The following is a 17,017-nucleotide window of genomic DNA, read 5'->3' as shown; positions in this document are numbered from 1 at the left end:
AACCTTGCAATTTCATTTTCAGGATTCAGTCGAATCGCCAGTCATGATTCCGTGGTCGCGTCGGAGGTGACGATGCGACCGAAGAAGCAAAGGACGACGGGATCTGGCGATCTGTTCCGGGCCAGGCTGGACCAGATCATCAACATGAAGCACGAGCTGGTTCAGCTCGCCGGCAAGGTCGATTGGGACTGGATCGACGGCGAGATCGCGCCGCTCTACAGCGAGAACGGTCGGCCGGGGATCGCGACCCGCTTCGTGATCGGGCTGCTGCTGCTCAAGCAGATTTACGGCCTGTCCGATGAGGGGGTGTGCGAGCGCTGGGTCCACGACCCGTATTTCCAGTACTTCACCGGCGAAGAGTTCTTTCAGCACGCGTTTCCGCACGAGCGCTCGGACCTGAGCCACTGGCGCAAGCGGCTCGGCGACAAGCTGGAGCTGTTGCTGGCCGAGAGCCTGCGGGTGGCGCACGAGGCCGGCGCGTTACGCAGCCAGGACCTCAAGCGGGTCACGGTCGATACCACCGTGCAGCCGAAGGCCATCGCCTTCCCGACCGATGCCAAGCTGCTGCACGCGGCGATCAGGGGGCTCAACCGCCTGGCGAGGAAGCACGGGGTCAGGCTGCGGCAGTCCTATCTTCGCATTGCCAAGACCGCGGCCATGATGGCGGGACGCTACGCCCATGCCAAGCAATTCAAGCGGCATCAGCGGCAGTTGCGTATCCTGCGCAGCCGGCTGGGCCGGATCATCCGCGATATCCGCCGCAAGATCGAAGGTCAGGCCGTGCTCGAGAACGCGTTCGCCCTCCCGCTCGGCCGGGCCTCGCAGATCCGCTCGCAGCAGCAGCGCCAGCGCGGCTGGAAGCTCTATTCCTTCCACGCCCCGGAGGTGGAGTGCATCGGCAAGGGCAAAGCAGCCGCGCCTTACGAGTTCGGTGTCAAAGCCTCCATCGTCACCAACAACCGCCGTGCTCCCGGTGGCCTGTTCGTGCTGCACGCCAGGGCGCTGCCCGATAACCCCTACGACGGTCATACCTTGCGCGACGTCATCGACCGCACCGAGACACTCACCGGCTGCGCGATCGAGCGGGCCTATGCCGACAAGGGATATCGCGGCCACGACGCACAGAACCCGCGCCGTGTCTTCATCTCCGGCCAGAAGCGCGGGGTCTTCGGTATCATCAGGCGCGAGCTGCGCCGCCGCTCCGCCATCGAACCCATCATCGGACACCTGAAGACCGATGGTCACCTCGGCCGCTGCTACCTCAAAGGCCGCGCCGGAGACGCCGCCAACGTCATCCTCTCAGCCGTCGGCCACAACTTCCGCCGCATCCTCGCCTGGCTGAGGGGTCTTTGGCGCCTCTTCCTGGCCACCCTCATCGCAGCCATCAGCGACCGTTCACCGCTGCAATCGGCTTCTTAACGGACGACTGAATAGATCAGCAGCAAAGAAGATGCAGCAGCGCAGTGCCGGCAAGCCTGACATTGAGTTGGGCAAGCGGATCCGCCTGCGGCGTGTGGAGCAGAAGATTTCGCAGGCCGAACTCGGCGATAAGCTCGGCGTCAGCTTCCAGCAGGTCCAGAAGTACGAGAAGGGCGTCAACCGTGTCGGCGCTGCCCGTCTTCAGCAGATCGCCACTACGCTCGACGTCCCCGTCACCTTCTTTTACGGCGGTGACAACAAGGCGCGCGAGGTTGAGAGCCTCCTGTTCCTGGACAGCGCCTTCAGTCTGCGGTTGCTGCGCGCCTACAGTAAGATCAAGGATCAGACCGTCCAGCGTCAGCTGGTGTCGCTGATGGAGTCGATCGCCGCCGACGAGGATTGACCGGTACTCGACGTCAGATCGCGGCACATGGACGCGACCTCGTCTCAGGACCCACTCCCGCGGCGAGAGCGGTCGATTGACTTGTACACGCCTCACTTTCAGCCGGTAATCTCAGGGCTACTCTCCTCGATCACGGCACCGCATCCCCGATGTCGACACGATTCTGGTTGACGGATCGAGCGACAATCTGATCTTCGAGCTCGCCAACTCCGCCATTGACATCTCCCTCATGGTGAGGAGCGCCGTCCTACGTGCGAAAGGCGAAGCCGCGCGGCTTGCTATGGAAGATCGCGGCAAACAGCGCCTCTTTGGTCGGGAAACGGGTATAGACCGTTGCCTTGCTAGTACGGCATGCGATCTCCTCGACGCTGACGCCGGCGAGTTCACGAGCCAGGAACAACTCGCATGCCGCGGTCGAGATCCGCAGGTCCACTTCGGCGGCCAAGTCCGTCGGCGGCCGTCCCAGACGCACCGCCTTTTGCGCCGCCCACCTTATGTTCGCTCCTCCATTCATCCACCCTAGGCTAGTTTGTCCATTCAATTAGTCTTCTGGGAAAGAGAAGGTGGCTTAGGCGCCATGATCCAGCGACAAACTGACGGGAAGAGCGGTGAACTTGTTCGAGGTCGGAGCTGTTGTCTACCGCTGGTCGGCGACGCACGGCGTCCGTCAGGGGCGGCAAAATGGTTTCAACCCGTAACATGCCGGCGGGTTCACCACCGCGCCGCTCAGCCCAGTTCTCGCTGCGCTCCAAGCGAAGTCGCCTTGCCAGGGCGGCAGACGGGCGGTTCCTCGCATGCGTGGTCAACCTGCCGCCGAGGCGGGCCGCCCTTTTTCAGATTTTGGTGGCATTGGATGCGCCCGCAAAAACCCAGTCCTCTCATGGTCCGCGCACGTTCAGAACCGCTTGATCTCGATTCCGTACTTCCTCAGCGCGTAGCCAATCTGGCGCGGCGTTAGTCCGAGCAAGCGTGCAGCTTTTGCCTGTACCCAACCAGATTTTTCCATGGCTGCAATGACCCGCTCGCGATCGGCCATCTTCGCGCCACTTACGAGGACTGTGCCAGGGGGTGCCAGTGAGGCCAGTTCGCTGCCGACAAGTGGGGCCGGCGCGGTCGCTTCAGACGGCAAACTGATCGGCTTGGCGGGCACTGGGACGACCGGTGCCGTTTGGACTGTCGCCTCCTCGGACGTACTTTTCCACAGCATCGCGGAAAGGCACTGGCCGTGGCAACATGCAAAATCATTTCTCACGATCGATGGCCCGGCCGACAGGGTCGCTGTGCGCTCGATGCAGTTTTCGAGCTCGCGGACATTTCCCGGAAAGCCGCAGTTCATCAGCACATCGATCGCGCTCGCTTCCAAGGTCAGCGTACGGCCGTTCACGCTATTGAAATTCCTCAGGAACTCACCGGCAAGCAGCGGAATATCGCTGCGTCTTTCGCGCAGCGGCGGCAGCAGCAAGGGAACAACGCTGATGCGATAGTAGAGGTCTGCGCGAAACTCGCTCCTTGCCACAGCCTCTTCAAGGTTCTTGTTGGTTGCGGCTATGACTCGAACATCGACCTTTATGGTCTGGTTGCTGCCGACCCGCTCGAACTCCTGCTCCTGCAGGACACGCAGCAACTTCGCCTGGAACGGGGCCGAAATCTCGCCGATCTCGTCAAGGAACAGTGTGCCTTTGTCAGCAAGCTCGAAGCGCCCCTTGCGCGAGCTGAAGGCGCCAGTAAAGGCACCTTTCTCATGACCGAACAATTCGGATTCCAGCACTGTCTCAGGTAGTGCCGCGCAATTTAGCTTAATGAAGGGCCGCTTGGCGCGGGACGATGATTCGTGAATAGCCTTGGCTACAAGTTCCTTTCCGGTACCGGATTCGCCGCGCAGCAGAACCGTGCTGTTCGATTTGGCCACGACCGCGATCTTTTCGAGCAAGCCGCGCAGCGCCGGACTGTCGCCGATGATCCCATGAACAGGTACCTTCTTACGCTCCCGTACAGGCTGCCTAAACTCGAATAATTGCTTTTGCAGACGGTCCTTCTCCACCATCAGCCGCTCGCGATCGCAGGCGAACAAGCGATGAAGCCTTACTGTCTGTCCCACCAGGTTGGCGATCATGGTGAGCAGCCGCGCATCATAATCGAGCCGGAGACTCGACCTTTCGTCACAGACACGGTCGAGCGTCAGTGTACCCACGACTTTCGGATCGATGCGGATCGGAACTCCGATGAACGACACCGGCATGTTATCCGAGGCACCGAGCACCTCAAGGTCAGCTGCGCTGAACGCCGGCTCCGCTGCCACGTTCTCGGCGACAAGAGGCCTGTCGGTCGCAACGATCTGGTCGATTGCCTTCCGTGGCAGGCGCATCCGGAAGCGGTCGTCGCTGCCTTCGCTCCAGCCAGCACCCACGGTAATGTCCGGCATCCCGTCATCGTCGAACAGTGAGACGATACCGTGTCGCATCTGCACAAACGATTGCAGAAGGCCTACGACGTTGGCCAGCGTGACCTCGAGCCGGCAGGGAGCGGTGAGTATTTTCGATATTTCGAAGATACCGGTCAGCGCGCTCTCGCGCAGCGGCTCGCCCGAGAGCTCGCGCTCCGTCTCTGGATGAGAGGCAGGTATCTCGCGTGCGGAAGCGATATGCAGCATGAGGCGGTCTCCGTTATTTTGATCATCCTCCCTAGCACCTTGTTCGGATTTGCGAGCTTCGTTTTGCATGTCATGCTCGATCTAGCGTTACGAATTAACGAGATGACATAGAAGCGTAACACCTTTTCATGGCACGACGGTAACCTTACAGTGGTTTGATTTCATCTTTTTTCGGAATAGGTGCGCGACGTCAGCGTAGAACACGAACTTCAACGCTGAGGCTTAAGTCAGCCGCGTTGCCAGGCTTGGTCGATTCACAGATGTTGCCCACCATTGATCGGCACCTCGGCCCCCGTAACATAGCTTGCGGCATCCGAGCATAGGAAGAAGATGACCTTGGCCACTTCGTCGGGTGTTCCCACTCTGCGCAACGGGATGTTTGGCACGAGACGCGCTTCCGTGTCGGGCGACAACATGTCCGTTCTGATCTCGCCTGGCGCGATCGCGTTCACACGAACGCCATAGGGCGCATAATCGTGGGCCATTTCGCGTGTGAGACTCGCAAGCGCGGCCTTCGACGTCGCGTAGGCGCTGCCGGCAAACGGGTGCACCCGCGAACCAGCGATCGACGTCACGTTGACAATCGATCCTGACGCGGCCCTTAGCTCGTCAAATAAACCCCTCGCCAGCAGGATCGGGGCCACGAGATTCAGATGGAACACTCTCATCCAGGTTTCAGTTGACGTCGTCAACGAGGTCAGCCGGTCACCATCAGACGTCTTCGGCGAGATGCCGGCGTTGTTCACTAATGCGTGCAAGGGTGCGCCCGCCAAGCGTTCCTTGACCTGCGCGATCAAGCGCGGCAGCATTTGATAATCGCTAAGGTCGACCTGGACATGATCCTCGCGCCCGGAGTCCCACGGGCACCGCGCGCCATCGAATGGCTGGCGCGCGCAAGAAATGATGCGCCAACCTGCCTCCGAAAACAGCTTGGCAGTGGCATGCCCAATTCCGCGCGATGCCCCAGTCAGCAACATCGCCTTCTGCTCTCCCTGATGGAGGCGGGCTTCATCGGCGCGAAAGGGACAGCCCAAATGTGTCTCGGGCAGCGGACCTGCGATCAGATCGTCATTTGGCAGATCGAGACCCACGCCCGCCTCCTCTCCTGTAGCGCCGCTGGCGAACACGTAGCAGGATTTGGGCCACTCCGATGCACGCAAAGACGCTCCGGTTTTGCGTCCTAATGTCGCGCACGCCAAAAGCTTGGCGGATTCGCGACATGGTGCGTGTGCTTTGCAACATCGATGGTGCATCACCCACACAATGCCTGGAGCACACTCGGTCACTGCTAGGACCAGACACCACACTGCGCTCTCGTGATCGAGATCCGAAGCAGCGAGCGGATAAGGAACGCTCCTCGTCGAGGCAACGATCGGTCACGATGGTGGAGACACCCAGTAACCGTGTCGGTACGAAACAGAACCTGACGCACCAACTCCATACGTTAGGTTTTCTCGCAACTGATACCGAGCTCATCGCAGCACATCGCCGCGCTGATTGGTTGCGCGATCACGAGCGGGCGCACTGAATGTCCAACTCAATGCTCGAACCCGAAGGGTCCGTCCGCGCGAGCGAGTGGCGGCCGCGGCAACGGAACTCACCGGCCCAACGTAACCTCCTTCGAAAACTTGATCCGCGACGAACCGCCGAGAAGCTTTCACTTGCGGGTCGTCGCGAGGCAAGGCCGAGGACGATGTCCATCTGGTCAGCGTGGTGGCGGTACGGTAACGCCGCTCTTGTCAAGATCGAGCTTCAGCGGACGGCATTCGGCCGCCGCATCTTGCTGTTCTCCAGGGCAAGGGTCCGTTGGAACGTCGGTTTGGGCGATCAATTGTCGTCCGGAAACGTAGTGGCAGTGCTGCTCGATGCAAAAAGCGGCGATCAGATCGATGAGACGGGTTACGACTTTCATGAAGCCACGAGTTCTTTTGATGCTTCTTCAATCAAGATCAATCGGCTCGGATCGTTCAAATCGAATTCTATAACGCGCGGCGCAAAGAGGCGCGCATAGCGCGTGAAAGCGCTCGTCGGGGGGAAACGGATCACGGTATCGCATCGCGCAAGAAGATACATCTCGATGAGAGCGGAAAAGCCGCCCTCAGCTCCGAGCGCCGCGCTGTGCAACGGCCCGGCCTGAGCTGCCTGGAAGCGCTTTGGGATGGTGAAAACGTCAGGAAACATAGCTGACACCCTCTCAAGGACGTGCGCGCTGTCTGTGCACAGGAACGCCCTGACCGGTTTTGCATGCGGTAACGCCTTGGCCTTGTCGATGGCGTTACAGACCTGTTGCAAAGCCCGCTCGGGATCAGCCCAGTAGGGCGCATGCCCCATAACATCCTCTCCGTTGCCGTGCCGAACATGAATGCCGATCACGCTGAACGACGCAAGGTGCTCACGGAAGATGGCATCAATCCGTGCCTGCACTTCGGATCGCGGCTTGATGCTCCGAAAGATCTCTCGTTCAGCCTCCTCATCGCAGCGCCACATCAGGCAGGCGTCACACACAACTGTATTTGCATCGCTATCTTGCCCGCTTTGGAACAGCTGATCGAGTTCATCGCGTTCCCGGAAAATCTGCTCATCCGGGCGATAGGCGCAATCAATAGCTGGCCTATTCCACCATGCCGGGAAAAATGGTCCAGGAAATGAGTGCTGGTTGATCCGGTCGTCGCAGATCACCTGTACGCCGGCAATATCTTGAACCGGTTCGAAGAAGACGGGAAAGGCGTTGGTGAATGGTTGATCGAGATAACAGGACCCCCGCCAATCGATGACCAGCTTCCGTCCGGTCCGCTCGGCAAAACGCCACGCTGCAGCCAGCGACCACAGGCAGTCGCCCAAGCCCGTACGTCGTCGGGAAACAACGAACTGATCATTTTTCGAACCGCCAGGCATCTGCATTGCCTCCTTCCGGACTCCTGGTTGAACAAGAGACGTCATTGGAGACACCTCACATATGGTCTTGGCCGATGTTATGGTCGGCGCTTGTGCTGCTCGCGCGTTGCGTCGGTAGAACTTCATAGCAGCGCTATCCTCGTAGTGGGTTCTCTCAACGCCTCCCTCTTTTCTTCCACTAGAGTTGTTGCGCCGATATACCCGATTTCAACTGGATGCCTATTGGTGCCCTATTCCACCTCGGCCTAGCCTCCTGTACATGGAGGCGCAGTCTTGGTCTTACATATGATCGCCGGTTATGCTTCGCCCAGCGCTTTAATGCGGACGCAAGCGGCGCGTGGCGGATGCAGCCGAACGCCCCGCTGTTCCCACAAGAGCCGAAGTTCCTTGACGAGATCTTCGCGCCGGGGCTGGTCCAACATAGTTGTGTCGAGAAGCCAGCCGAGCGAGGCCTCCCCCTCGATCCGCATCAACAGGTCGAAGAGCTCATGCGAGATACGCATGCTCTCGCGCCCCGAATGTCCCATACGGATCTCGGAAACCGTTTCCTGACGATCTTCCGCTGTGTAAGAGCGAATACGATGAAGGGATGCATACGGAGGCAATGAAACGCCCAGTGTACACCAATCCGGCAGTGTTGCCGGCCGCTTCTCGACGAGGAATGGCTTAACTACAAGTCCGTCCAGGTCGGTCGTCAAGAAGGTGACGATGGCGTCTGAAACGGAATCGACGATCGGCTCGGCATTGTTGTTAAAGGACGTGTTTAGAAGAACCGGGATGCCGGTTCGCTTCTTGAATGCATTAATGACATCCCAATAGGCAGGATTTGTGTTGCGCGAGACCGTTTGCAGCCGAGCAGTTCCATCAACGTGCGTGACCGCACCAAGCACGCTATGGTGGGCCGCCCGCACACGAACCACGAAGTTCATGAAGGGAAACTCCCGCTTGCCGCCTGGGAGCTCAAAGAACTCGCTTGCATCCTCCTCCAGCACTGACGGCGCAAACGGACGATAGCCCTCGCGCTTTTTGACCATCGCGTTTATCCGGTTCTTGTTTTCCGCTGGCCGCGGGTCGGCGAGAATGCTGCGGTTGCCAAGCGCACGTGGCCCGAACTCAGAACGGCCCTGAACCCAGCCGATGACAGCGCCATTTGCCATCCAGTCCGCTGCACTCGCTGCGATGTCATCACTACGTTGAAAATCGAGGTGGCTGGACCATGCATTGAGCTCGTGTTCTATGGCTTGCTCGGTCCCGAGATCGGGTCCCCAATAGACGTCCGACAATCGCTCGCGCGGCGCGGGCCGGCCCAGCTCGTTTGACATCATCAATGCGGCGCCGAGTGCGCAACCGGCGTCATGCGCCGCGGGCTGGACGAAGATGTCGTCGAAAAGGCCGGAATAGAGCAGCTTACCGTTCATCGTGCAATTGTGGGCTACGCCTCCCGCCAGGCACAAGCGCTTCATGCCCGTCGCTTCGCGATGATGCCGCAGGATATGAAAGATGATCCGCTCCAGCGCTTCCTGCAGCGAAGCGCTGACGTCTCGATGCTGCTGTGTGAATGCCATTCCCTTTCGCCGGACCTGGATGCTGCGGATCAAGGCCGGGCCGATTCGATCCAGATGGACCCGATAACCGCCATTGTCCAACAATTCATAGAACTGCGCGAAGAGCTCGCGATAGGGCGCAGGGTCCCCATAGGGGGCAAGCCCCATCACTTTGTACTCGTCGAACAACCCGTAGCCGAGATAACGGATCGCCTCGAGATAGAACAGCCCCAGAGAGTTATGTTCTGGAAAGCTTGCGAGTTGCGAAATTTCGGTGCCAGACCCTACTGCCAGCAGACCTGAGAGAAAGTCTCCGCCACCGTCGACCGTAAAGATCAGGCTTTGCTCGAATCCAGACATGGCAAATGCGCTCGCGGCATGCGCTTCATGGTGATTTACGAAGAACACGCGCGACGCATCGACTTCGGTGCGGAACTCCCGCGCCAGCAGCTGACGTAGCAACAGTTTGGCGTCTAACGGCACGGCCTGAGAAAGAAATAGCCGCTCCAGCATGGTATTGCAGTAGGATTCAGTCGCGTAGAACGCGATGCGGTCGATCTCGCCAAGCTCCACTCCTGCAGCTGAAAGGCAGTATCGGATCGAGTTGCTTGGCAACTTGTTGGAGTGCTTGACTCGATTGAGGCGCTCTTCTTCGACAGCAGCAAGCACGCGGCCATCCCGCACGAGCACTGCAGCGCCATCGTGCAGAAATGTATTGGGCAGCTCGGCCGAGTTTTGATAGATTCTGTCCAGACCGCCACTCACTCCGAGACACAACATCTCGCTCTCCATTTGGTCATGACAGGAAGGCGAACCGCCCTCCCCAACTAGTTCGTCTGTACTGTCACGCTCCCTCGGCCACGCGGGCCAGGAAGCACAACCAATGCTTTGCGAAGTCCGGCCCGGCGCCGAGCCGGCTCAGCCTATTTGGGTGCTGGGCGTTCCCGCACCGTCCGACCGATCCGGCGCCGTGCGCCCGGCTTGTTATAAAGCCATTGCGACTGCCCCTGTCGCAGCTCACGCTACCTCAACCAAGACAGCGCATCGCGAATTCCGTCAACGCAGCAGACGGCGCCGAAACAATACCGTCGACACAAAGAAAGGTAATACCGCGTACATGCAGAGCGCACCGACATGGAAGGCAGCCCCGCCGCTGGCCGCACGGTCCAGCATCGCCGGGCGGATGAGATCGACCGAATGCGCCAGCGGCAACAAGCCGGCGATGTGCTGAAAGGAGCTCGGCAGTTGGCTCATCGGAAAGACTGCGCCACACAGAAACACCATGGGTGTCAGGATTAGCGTCTGGTAAAACACGAAGTAGTCGTAGCTCGGCGCAAGAGATATGACGACCATCGCCAAACTTGCAAAGACAAGGCCGGTCAAGGCCACCGTCGGCATCGCATACAAAATGGACGCCCAGGACGCATAACCCAGCGTCGCAGCGACAATTCCGATTGCGGTTCCGGCCAGAACGGACTTACTGGCTGCCCACACCAATTCGCCCAGAACGACGTCGCCAAGCGTGAGTTGTGTGGACAGGATTGCTTCCCAGGTACGCTTGGCATCCATCCGAGCAAAGGTTGCATACATGGTTTCAAAGGTCGCGGACGTCATGGCGCTGGTCGCGACCATGCCTGCTGCCAGGAACGAGATGTAGGAGGTCCCTTCAACACGACCCACGATTAGCCCGAGCCCAAAGCCAAGGCCAAACAGGTTGGTTATGGGATCTGCGAGGTTGCCGAGAACCGATGCAAGCGCGACTTTCCTCCATGCCAGGAAGTTTCGACGCCATACTGCAATCCAGTTGTACGCATTAGCGGGCATTAGCGCCGCATAGCTTTCACCCATCCCTCACTTCTCCATCTCGCGTCCGGTCAGCCGCAAGAACACGTCTTCGAGATTCGGCGGCCGCTGCAGAATGCGAAGGCCCGCTCGGCCGCGCAGTTGAACACGTACTTGCTCCGGATACGGCGCATAGCAAAACAGCGTCTCTCCACTCACTTCGATATTCCGAGTATAAGGCTTGAGCCATTCACCGAGCTCATGTGGATCACCGCCATAGATCTCGATCACGTCGCATCCGATATGCTCGTCGATCAAGGCGTTCGGCTTTCCTTCGGCTATCTTGCGTCCACTCTTGAGCACGCAAAGCCGATCGCATAGGCGTTCGGCTTCTTCCATGAAGTGGGTGGTGAGCAGGATTGTCTTGCCACGCGCAAGCAGAACGCGCAGACGCTCCCATATCAGGTGCCGCGCGTGCGGATCGAGGCCGGTCGTGGGCTCGTCCATCACCAGCAGATGCGGATCATTGATCAGGGCCCGCGCCAGTGTCAGCCGACGCTTCATGCCGCCCGACAGATGCGCGACGCGGACGTTCGCCTTGCTTTCCAGCCGTGCAAACTCGAGCAACGAGGGTACGATCGTCTCAACCTTGCGAGCACTCAAGCCGAAATAACGGCCAAATACCAGCAGGTTTTCGCGTACGGTGAATTCGAGCTCGAGGTTATCGAACTGCGGCACAACGCCAACGCGCATACGTGCTACACGCGCGCGCGCAGGCACAGGCTCGTTGAGGATTGTAATCTTGCCCGCATCCGGCGAGATCATCCCGAGCAGCATACGCGCAATCGTGCTCTTGCCGGCTCCATTTGGCCCGAGCAGACCAAAGCATTCTCCGCGCGCAACCGAGAACGACAGCTCATCGACGATGATTTTGTCGCCAAATGATTTTCTGACGCCGGCAAGGTCGATTGCTGCGGTGGACATGTTCATCTTAGGCTGACAAAAGGCGTTCAGCCGAAGTTGGCTTGCTTACGACGGTTTTGGTCCAGAGCAGGCCGTCGCACCACACATGCTCTACGCGCCCCCACTGGCAGGCGGCGGCCACGTCCGGGAAGAATCCTCGTCCATGGAGGTTGGCACTCGTATTGCAGAGCAGCGGAATGCCGGTGAGCTGTTCGAACTCGACGAGCAGCTCGGCGATTTTGTGTGGAGAGTTGCGGGCGACTGTCTGCAACCGCGCGGAGCCATCCAGATGGACGATAGCGGGGACCTTATCGCGCCACTCCTCCCGGGTCTGGTGATCGAACAGCATATAAGGATCTGGCGTCCCGGGACTGAAGATCTCCGGCGCCCGATCCTCCAGGCAAATCGGCGCTACTGGCCGGAAATGCTCGCGGCGCTTGATGTCGTTGAGGTGATCTTTCATTGCCGGCAAGGTCGCTGCTGCAAGAATGCTTCTGCCACCCAACGCCCGTGGCCCAAGCTCGGCGCGTCCCGATAGGAAGATTACGGGTTTGTTGTCAGCAAGAATGGCCGCAAGCTCGCGGAGAGTGCATGGTGCAGGCTCCCATTCTGACGGACTTTCGCTGGCCTGCAGCGCCGGACCGCTATAGACTGACCATTCTAGTGGCCCGAACCCCTTTTGTGCCGCCATCGCGCTGCAAGCGGCGCCAATTGCCGAGCCGCTGTCATTTGGAAACGGCGGCACCCAGACCTCATCGAACAGTCCCGTCGCCCGAAGCGCACTGTTCCACTTGATATTGAGCCCGCACCCCCCGGCTACACATAGGTTTCTCGCGCCCGGAAGCGACGAGTGTCGCAGCAAAACCATCGCAATTTCCCGGACAAGAAGACGTTCCAGGAACACATGAAACGACGCAAGGACGTCTTCGGCTCGCTTGGCCGTCAAGCGCAGCGCGCTCGCCTCAAAAAAGTCGTGTACAGCGGCAAGCGATGCCTCAGCATTGTTGATGTCGGCGCGGTAGCGACGGGCCTGCTCCGTATCCGCAGCGAAGCGCTTTTCGTAAAGCTCCTGAAACACAGCCACGATGGTTTCGTCGAAAGAGCCAAGCGCAATATAAGCCATCAGCTTGCCGGCGATGCCCAAGTCCCAATTGGTGCGATTCGGCTGCCTGTAAGGGCCAAAATGAAGGCCCGCGGCAGCATAGGAATGACCGATCATTGGAAACAGACTGGCAATGAGTCGGGCGCCTCGAGGTTCGACATAGTAGAGACGTGGAAAGATGCAGCCATCCCATACCAGACAGAACGCGGGCTTTCCGGCGCTGGCAAACGGGCTGGTGCTGTATGCCGAGGCGACGTGGCCGGTGACGTGCGGGTAACTCTTATAGGGAAACACCTTGCCGCCAAGGATCAGGCCATAGCCATCGACTGAATCTAGAAGGCCCTCGGCATGGCGCTCGACATATGGCGCCCCCTTCAACGCGATTGGAACCGCCCCACTGAGAACCTGGAACTGCGACTCGATCTCTCCATCCCAGCCGTCGATGACGAACTGATCAATATCTCGTGGATCCAGGCCATGCTCAGCCAACGCGAGCACGACTGCATCGAGGTTATCGACAGATTGATACCGTGGATTGTTGCCGCGCTTCTCTTGTTCGGTGCAAAAGACAAGCTGTCCGTCCTCGACGACAGCGATTGCCCCATCATGTGTTAACTTGATGCCACAGATGCGCATACGACCCCCTGGCCCTAATGACCGTAATTTGGTTGTTCTGACGAGTTAATCGGCTTCCGGAACAGCACGAGCAAACAGTCTTCATTGACCGACTCAGTATGGCAATGAAGACGCTCGATCTCGGATAGGTTCTCATTGAAGAGAGAAATCACTGTTTCCGCACCGGCAGCGTGCCCACAGCGTCGACACGGAGCATCACGCGCGGACCCGAACACCAGAGCGCCATTTGGTGCAAGCATACCGACCAGATTGAGGATGGCTGTGTGCATCTCGGCGATGTCCTTGAGGTAGTAAAGAACTCGGCCACGACGATCAGATCGAACTGCTCAGCCGTCGAGAACTGCTGAATGTCGCATGTTATCCATGTGATATGTGACCACCTCTTGGTCCGCTGGCGCGCACGCTCGATCGCCTGAGGCATGACATCGACCACGGTGAGCCTTTGGCAGTGCGGCGCCAGCATTTCGGTGAACGCACCGGCTGCACATCCGACCTCGAGGGCATGCACAACGTCACCGTTGCAACGCGACATCCGCAGCATCTGCGCGTATCGCTCCTGCTCGAACGAATTGCTGTCGAGCCGCCATGGATCATCGACAGCCAATTCGCGCTCCAATAGCTGATAGTTCTTGTCCGATGTCACGGGGGCATCCAACCTATTTGTAGGCGCTCGATCGCTCGGGACCGCAAACACTCTCGGTCGCCGCCACGCTCGATGCACGGTGCGAAAGCCCGGGCTTACAAATTGCGGCAGAGCTCACACCACTTCTCGCGGAGCTTATTCCGGTGGCCGCATGCGGAATGACAGCTTTATTCTCTCCGTCGCTTGCCACCATGACTTTACGCGACAGCCAATCGCTATTGCTCAATGTACAAAGCGCGTAGGCTTTCATCGGCAGCAAGAGAAAGATATTGATGGGTGTGTGAAGCGAGAAGCCGAGAAACCGCATATCGCGAGCACGGAACGCTGCCACACTGCACCGGACCATCGTCATGGCCGCAATCGTCAGCACCGTCCACCAGGCCACTGACCCGCCGATGACGAACTGCGCGAGCGCAGCCAGTGATGAGAGGGCGAGAAGCAAGGGGCCGAGATTTTGTCCGACAACGTCGAGCGTCAGATAGCGATCCAACTCGGGCAGCAAGCGCAACGCAAGAAATGTGTCTCGAAAGGTACTGCGCGCCCAGCGTAGTTGCTGTCGCAGATATGGTCCAAGGCTGTCCGGCACCACTGTTGCTGCGATCGCGTCGGGGACATACTCGGTTCGAAACCCCGCCTTGAGCATAAGGATCGTTAGATGACGATCTTCGCCGAAATCACTTGGCTTTCCACGAAAAAATTGCGTTTCGTATTGATCAAGCAGCAAGGCGAGCGCAGAGCGACGATACATGGCACACGGCCCGCAGCAGCACATCACGGCGCCGAAGCGTGCCTGCGCCGCGCGCTCTTCGTTGCAAGCCAACCAGTATTCCATATCGATCAGCTTGGTCAGCCAGGTCTCGTTGCGATTGCTCGCTACCAACTGCCCCATGGCCGCGCCGACGTCGGGGTCCTGCATCTTCGATACAAGCTTCGTGACCACGTCGACGGCAAGGATCGTATCCGAGTCGACGTTCAGGACCAGATCGCCGGAAGAGCTGCGTATCGCAGCAATCTGCGCCTTGCGCTTTCCGACGTTCTTGGCCATCAAGATGATGCGAAACCTCGGATCGCTCGCATAGATTTTGTGTACGGGTCCCAACAGATCGCGATTTGCGGATCCATCGTCGACCACAATGACTCTCAGTTTTCCGGCGTAGTCTTGACTTGCAATCGACGCGAGGCATTCGGAGAGTGTGTTTGGGTCCTCATTGAAACAGGGCACGATTACATCCACGCTGGGCAGAACCACCCCGGCTTGCTCGAGATCGTTCTGCAGCGATGAGGGATTGGTCGGCTGAGCGTAAAGCGCCTGCGCGCTCTTGTAGATGGTCGAGAGCAGCGCATAAGACGAAACGGCGACAGCGCTGGTTGTAGCGAGCAGATCCATGGGGTGCCAGTTTTGTTCAGTGAAGTTGAGGAAGCGGATGGATTTCGAACCCGCGCAGTTGCAGTGCCGGAATCAGATATGCCAGCGCCCTCACCGTCTGTTCACGCGAGGTACTGTCGATGCACGACGCCTCCTCGCCGGGCGGATATCCGTCGTGCAGGAGCACAATTGCTCCCGGGCGAACAGCCGCCAGCACTGACTTCACGATGCTATCAACCCCAGGACGCGACCAATCTCTCGGATCGACCGACCAGTGCACAGCAGCGAGGCCAGCCTTGGCCGACGTAGCAAGCACGTCTTCGGTCCATATGCCGTAGGGTGCCCGCATGTGCCGGGGCAACGCTTGTGGGCATGCCAATCGGATTGCCCTGCTCGCCGTTAGCACCTCATCATGTATCTCCGCTGCTTCGCATCTGGACAGATCGGGATGCGTCATCGTGTGGTTCGCAACCTCGTGCCCCTCGGCGATCATTCGTCGAATGAGTTCAGGTTGGTCGGCCGCGTACGTGCCGATAACGAAGAAAGTCGCGGGGACCCGATGTTGCGTCAGGACATCGAGGACGAGCGGCGTGCAAAATGGATTGGGCCCATCATCGAAGGTCAAGTAGACCGAACGACTTCCGCTAACGTCGCCGTAGTTGCACCGCACCGCAGATAGGGGGATGAGTTCATTCACAGCTCGGGCCCGTTCCGATCGATAATTGTTCCCGCCGGCCACTCGCCCATTGAGCGTCCAACTGGGAACACCACCACGAGCACGTCTTCGATGCGGATCGGCGACAAATTGGGGTAGACATCTGCCTGGGTGGAGCGGACGCGAATGCCTGGCATGAGGGTTGCCAACCCTCGCCTTCCGACCAGTCTGGTCAGATGCTTCTCAAGTGCGGGCCGGACCGTACCAAAGCCGAACGGCACCCCAAGCTCCTGCAGCGCAGGATACATCACGCGCATTGAGTGGCTAATTCCAAGCCCCTCAAGATCTGGACGGACGGCATACAATCCCAGTTCGGCCACGAGAAGATCAACGCCGCCAATCTTGATGAAGCGGCGCAGTAAGCCAATATGAGCAGCGACGCCGTGCGCGTCGTAACCGATTACGCGCATTTCAGGTCTTGCGCCGGCCCAACTTCGAATACCCTCGAATGGCTGTGCATTGAATGCACCAGTCGGCCCATAGCTCTTACGAAAGAAATCGGCGAGCTCGGCATGATCGGCGAGCTGCAGCTCGCTTTCCCAGCGAAGGCTCCACTGGACCTGAGTGCGCGCGGAAGGCTCTTCCGCAGACGGCGACACGGCAATATTCATGGCGGACTTCCCTGCGCCAGTAGGGATGAGAGCGGATATAGTCACGTAAGACACTCGCTATTCGCCGAACCGCTGATCAATCTGGAATGTGTTGGCATGCGGCATCCGCGCTCGACTATTCTCGCCAGGTCGCCCGAGAGTTGACTGAATCGGAGTGGCGCCATCGTTGGCGGCGAGACGATGGCGCAGCTCGCACGTGTCGTTCCAGCAATGCCATGGTCGACATATGCCCGGACATCCCAATGAGGCGATCGGGTTGTGCAGACTCCATCTGCATCCTGGGAGAGC

The 17,017-nt window shown here is 59.1% G+C and carries 14 protein-coding genes and 1 pseudogene; 2 read left to right on the top strand and 13 right to left on the bottom strand.

Annotated elements, in window-relative coordinates:
• Positions 1-72 precede the first annotated feature (72 nt).
• On the top strand, positions 73-1,419 hold the full coding sequence (locus ACE10X_RS11350; protein ID WP_026191834.1) for an IS5 family transposase: 1,347 nt from the start codon (positions 73-75) through the stop codon (positions 1,417-1,419).
• A 31-nt stretch (positions 1,420-1,450) separates the two neighbouring features.
• The gene (locus tag ACE10X_RS11345; RefSeq protein ID WP_016842040.1) at positions 1,451-1,822 is read left to right on the top strand and encodes a helix-turn-helix domain-containing protein; all 372 of its coding nucleotides are present in this window, start codon (positions 1,451-1,453) and stop codon (positions 1,820-1,822) included.
• A 247-nt stretch (positions 1,823-2,069) separates the two neighbouring features.
• Here ACE10X_RS11345 and ACE10X_RS11340 read toward each other — a convergent pair whose 3' ends face one another.
• The 13 genes and pseudogenes from ACE10X_RS11340 to ACE10X_RS11280 all read right to left on the bottom strand — a co-directional run bounded on the left by ACE10X_RS11340 (position 2,070) and on the right by ACE10X_RS11280 (position 16,729).
• Positions 2,070-2,267, bottom strand: a complete 198-nt coding sequence (locus tag ACE10X_RS11340) for a helix-turn-helix domain-containing protein (protein WP_157183431.1) — start codon at positions 2,265-2,267, stop codon at positions 2,070-2,072.
• Between the two features lie 450 nt (positions 2,268-2,717).
• Positions 2,718-4,472 carry a nif-specific transcriptional activator NifA gene (nifA, locus tag ACE10X_RS11335; protein ID WP_016842042.1) on the bottom strand — a complete coding sequence of 585 codons (1,755 nt, stop codon included), beginning with the start codon at positions 4,470-4,472 and terminating at the stop codon, positions 2,718-2,720.
• 254 nt (positions 4,473-4,726) lie between these two features.
• Positions 4,727-5,563: an SDR family NAD(P)-dependent oxidoreductase gene (locus tag ACE10X_RS11330; RefSeq protein ID WP_026192378.1), complete on the bottom strand. Its 837-nt coding sequence runs from the start codon at positions 5,561-5,563 to the stop codon at positions 4,727-4,729.
• A 614-nt stretch (positions 5,564-6,177) separates the two neighbouring features.
• Entirely contained in the window at positions 6,178-6,384 is a 207-nt protein-coding gene (locus ACE10X_RS11325; RefSeq protein WP_125459275.1) for a hypothetical protein, read from the bottom strand.
• Entirely contained in the window at positions 6,381-7,493 is a 1,113-nt protein-coding gene (locus ACE10X_RS11320) for a nodulation protein NodZ (RefSeq protein WP_077231073.1), read from the bottom strand. Before ACE10X_RS11320 ends, ACE10X_RS11325 begins: the two co-directional genes overlap by 4 nt.
• Before the next feature lie 170 nt (positions 7,494-7,663).
• Positions 7,664-9,691 carry a carbamoyltransferase gene (locus ACE10X_RS11315; RefSeq protein WP_026192376.1) on the bottom strand — a complete coding sequence of 676 codons (2,028 nt, stop codon included), beginning with the start codon at positions 9,689-9,691 and terminating at the stop codon, positions 7,664-7,666.
• 276 nt (positions 9,692-9,967) lie between these two features.
• Positions 9,968-10,759, bottom strand: a complete 792-nt coding sequence (locus ACE10X_RS11310; protein ID WP_016842047.1) for an ABC transporter permease — start codon at positions 10,757-10,759, stop codon at positions 9,968-9,970.
• Between the two features lie 3 nt (positions 10,760-10,762).
• Entirely contained in the window at positions 10,763-11,683 is a 921-nt protein-coding gene (nodI, locus tag ACE10X_RS11305; protein ID WP_018270195.1) for a nodulation factor ABC transporter ATP-binding protein NodI, read from the bottom strand.
• 1 nt (position 11,684) lies between these two features.
• On the bottom strand, positions 11,685-13,394 hold the full coding sequence (gene nodU, locus ACE10X_RS11300; RefSeq protein WP_018270194.1) for a nodulation protein NodU: 1,710 nt from the start codon (positions 13,392-13,394) through the stop codon (positions 11,685-11,687).
• A gap of 14 nt (positions 13,395-13,408) precedes the next feature.
• A pseudogene (nodS, locus tag ACE10X_RS11295) lies at positions 13,409-14,088 on the bottom strand (nodulation methyltransferase NodS).
• Entirely contained in the window at positions 14,051-15,424 is a 1,374-nt protein-coding gene (gene nodC / locus ACE10X_RS11290) for a chitooligosaccharide synthase NodC (protein ID WP_018270192.1), read from the bottom strand. Before nodC ends, nodS begins: the two are co-directional and overlap by 38 nt.
• Before the next feature lie 16 nt (positions 15,425-15,440).
• The gene (nodB, locus tag ACE10X_RS11285; RefSeq protein ID WP_016848466.1) at positions 15,441-16,100 is read right to left on the bottom strand and encodes a chitooligosaccharide deacetylase NodB; all 660 of its coding nucleotides are present in this window, start codon (positions 16,098-16,100) and stop codon (positions 15,441-15,443) included.
• Positions 16,097-16,729, bottom strand: a complete 633-nt coding sequence (locus tag ACE10X_RS11280; RefSeq protein ID WP_026192374.1) for a NodA family N-acyltransferase — start codon at positions 16,727-16,729, stop codon at positions 16,097-16,099. The genes nodB and ACE10X_RS11280 overlap by 4 nt, the downstream gene beginning before the upstream one ends.
• Positions 16,730-17,017 lie beyond the last annotated feature (288 nt).

It is taken from the genome of Bradyrhizobium sp. Pha-3 (assembly GCF_042258325.1).
Classification (GTDB): domain Bacteria; phylum Pseudomonadota; class Alphaproteobacteria; order Rhizobiales; family Xanthobacteraceae; genus Bradyrhizobium; species Bradyrhizobium elkanii.
The sequence above is the reverse complement of the archived record's forward strand: the minus strand, read 5'-3'. Positions and strand labels throughout refer to the sequence as shown.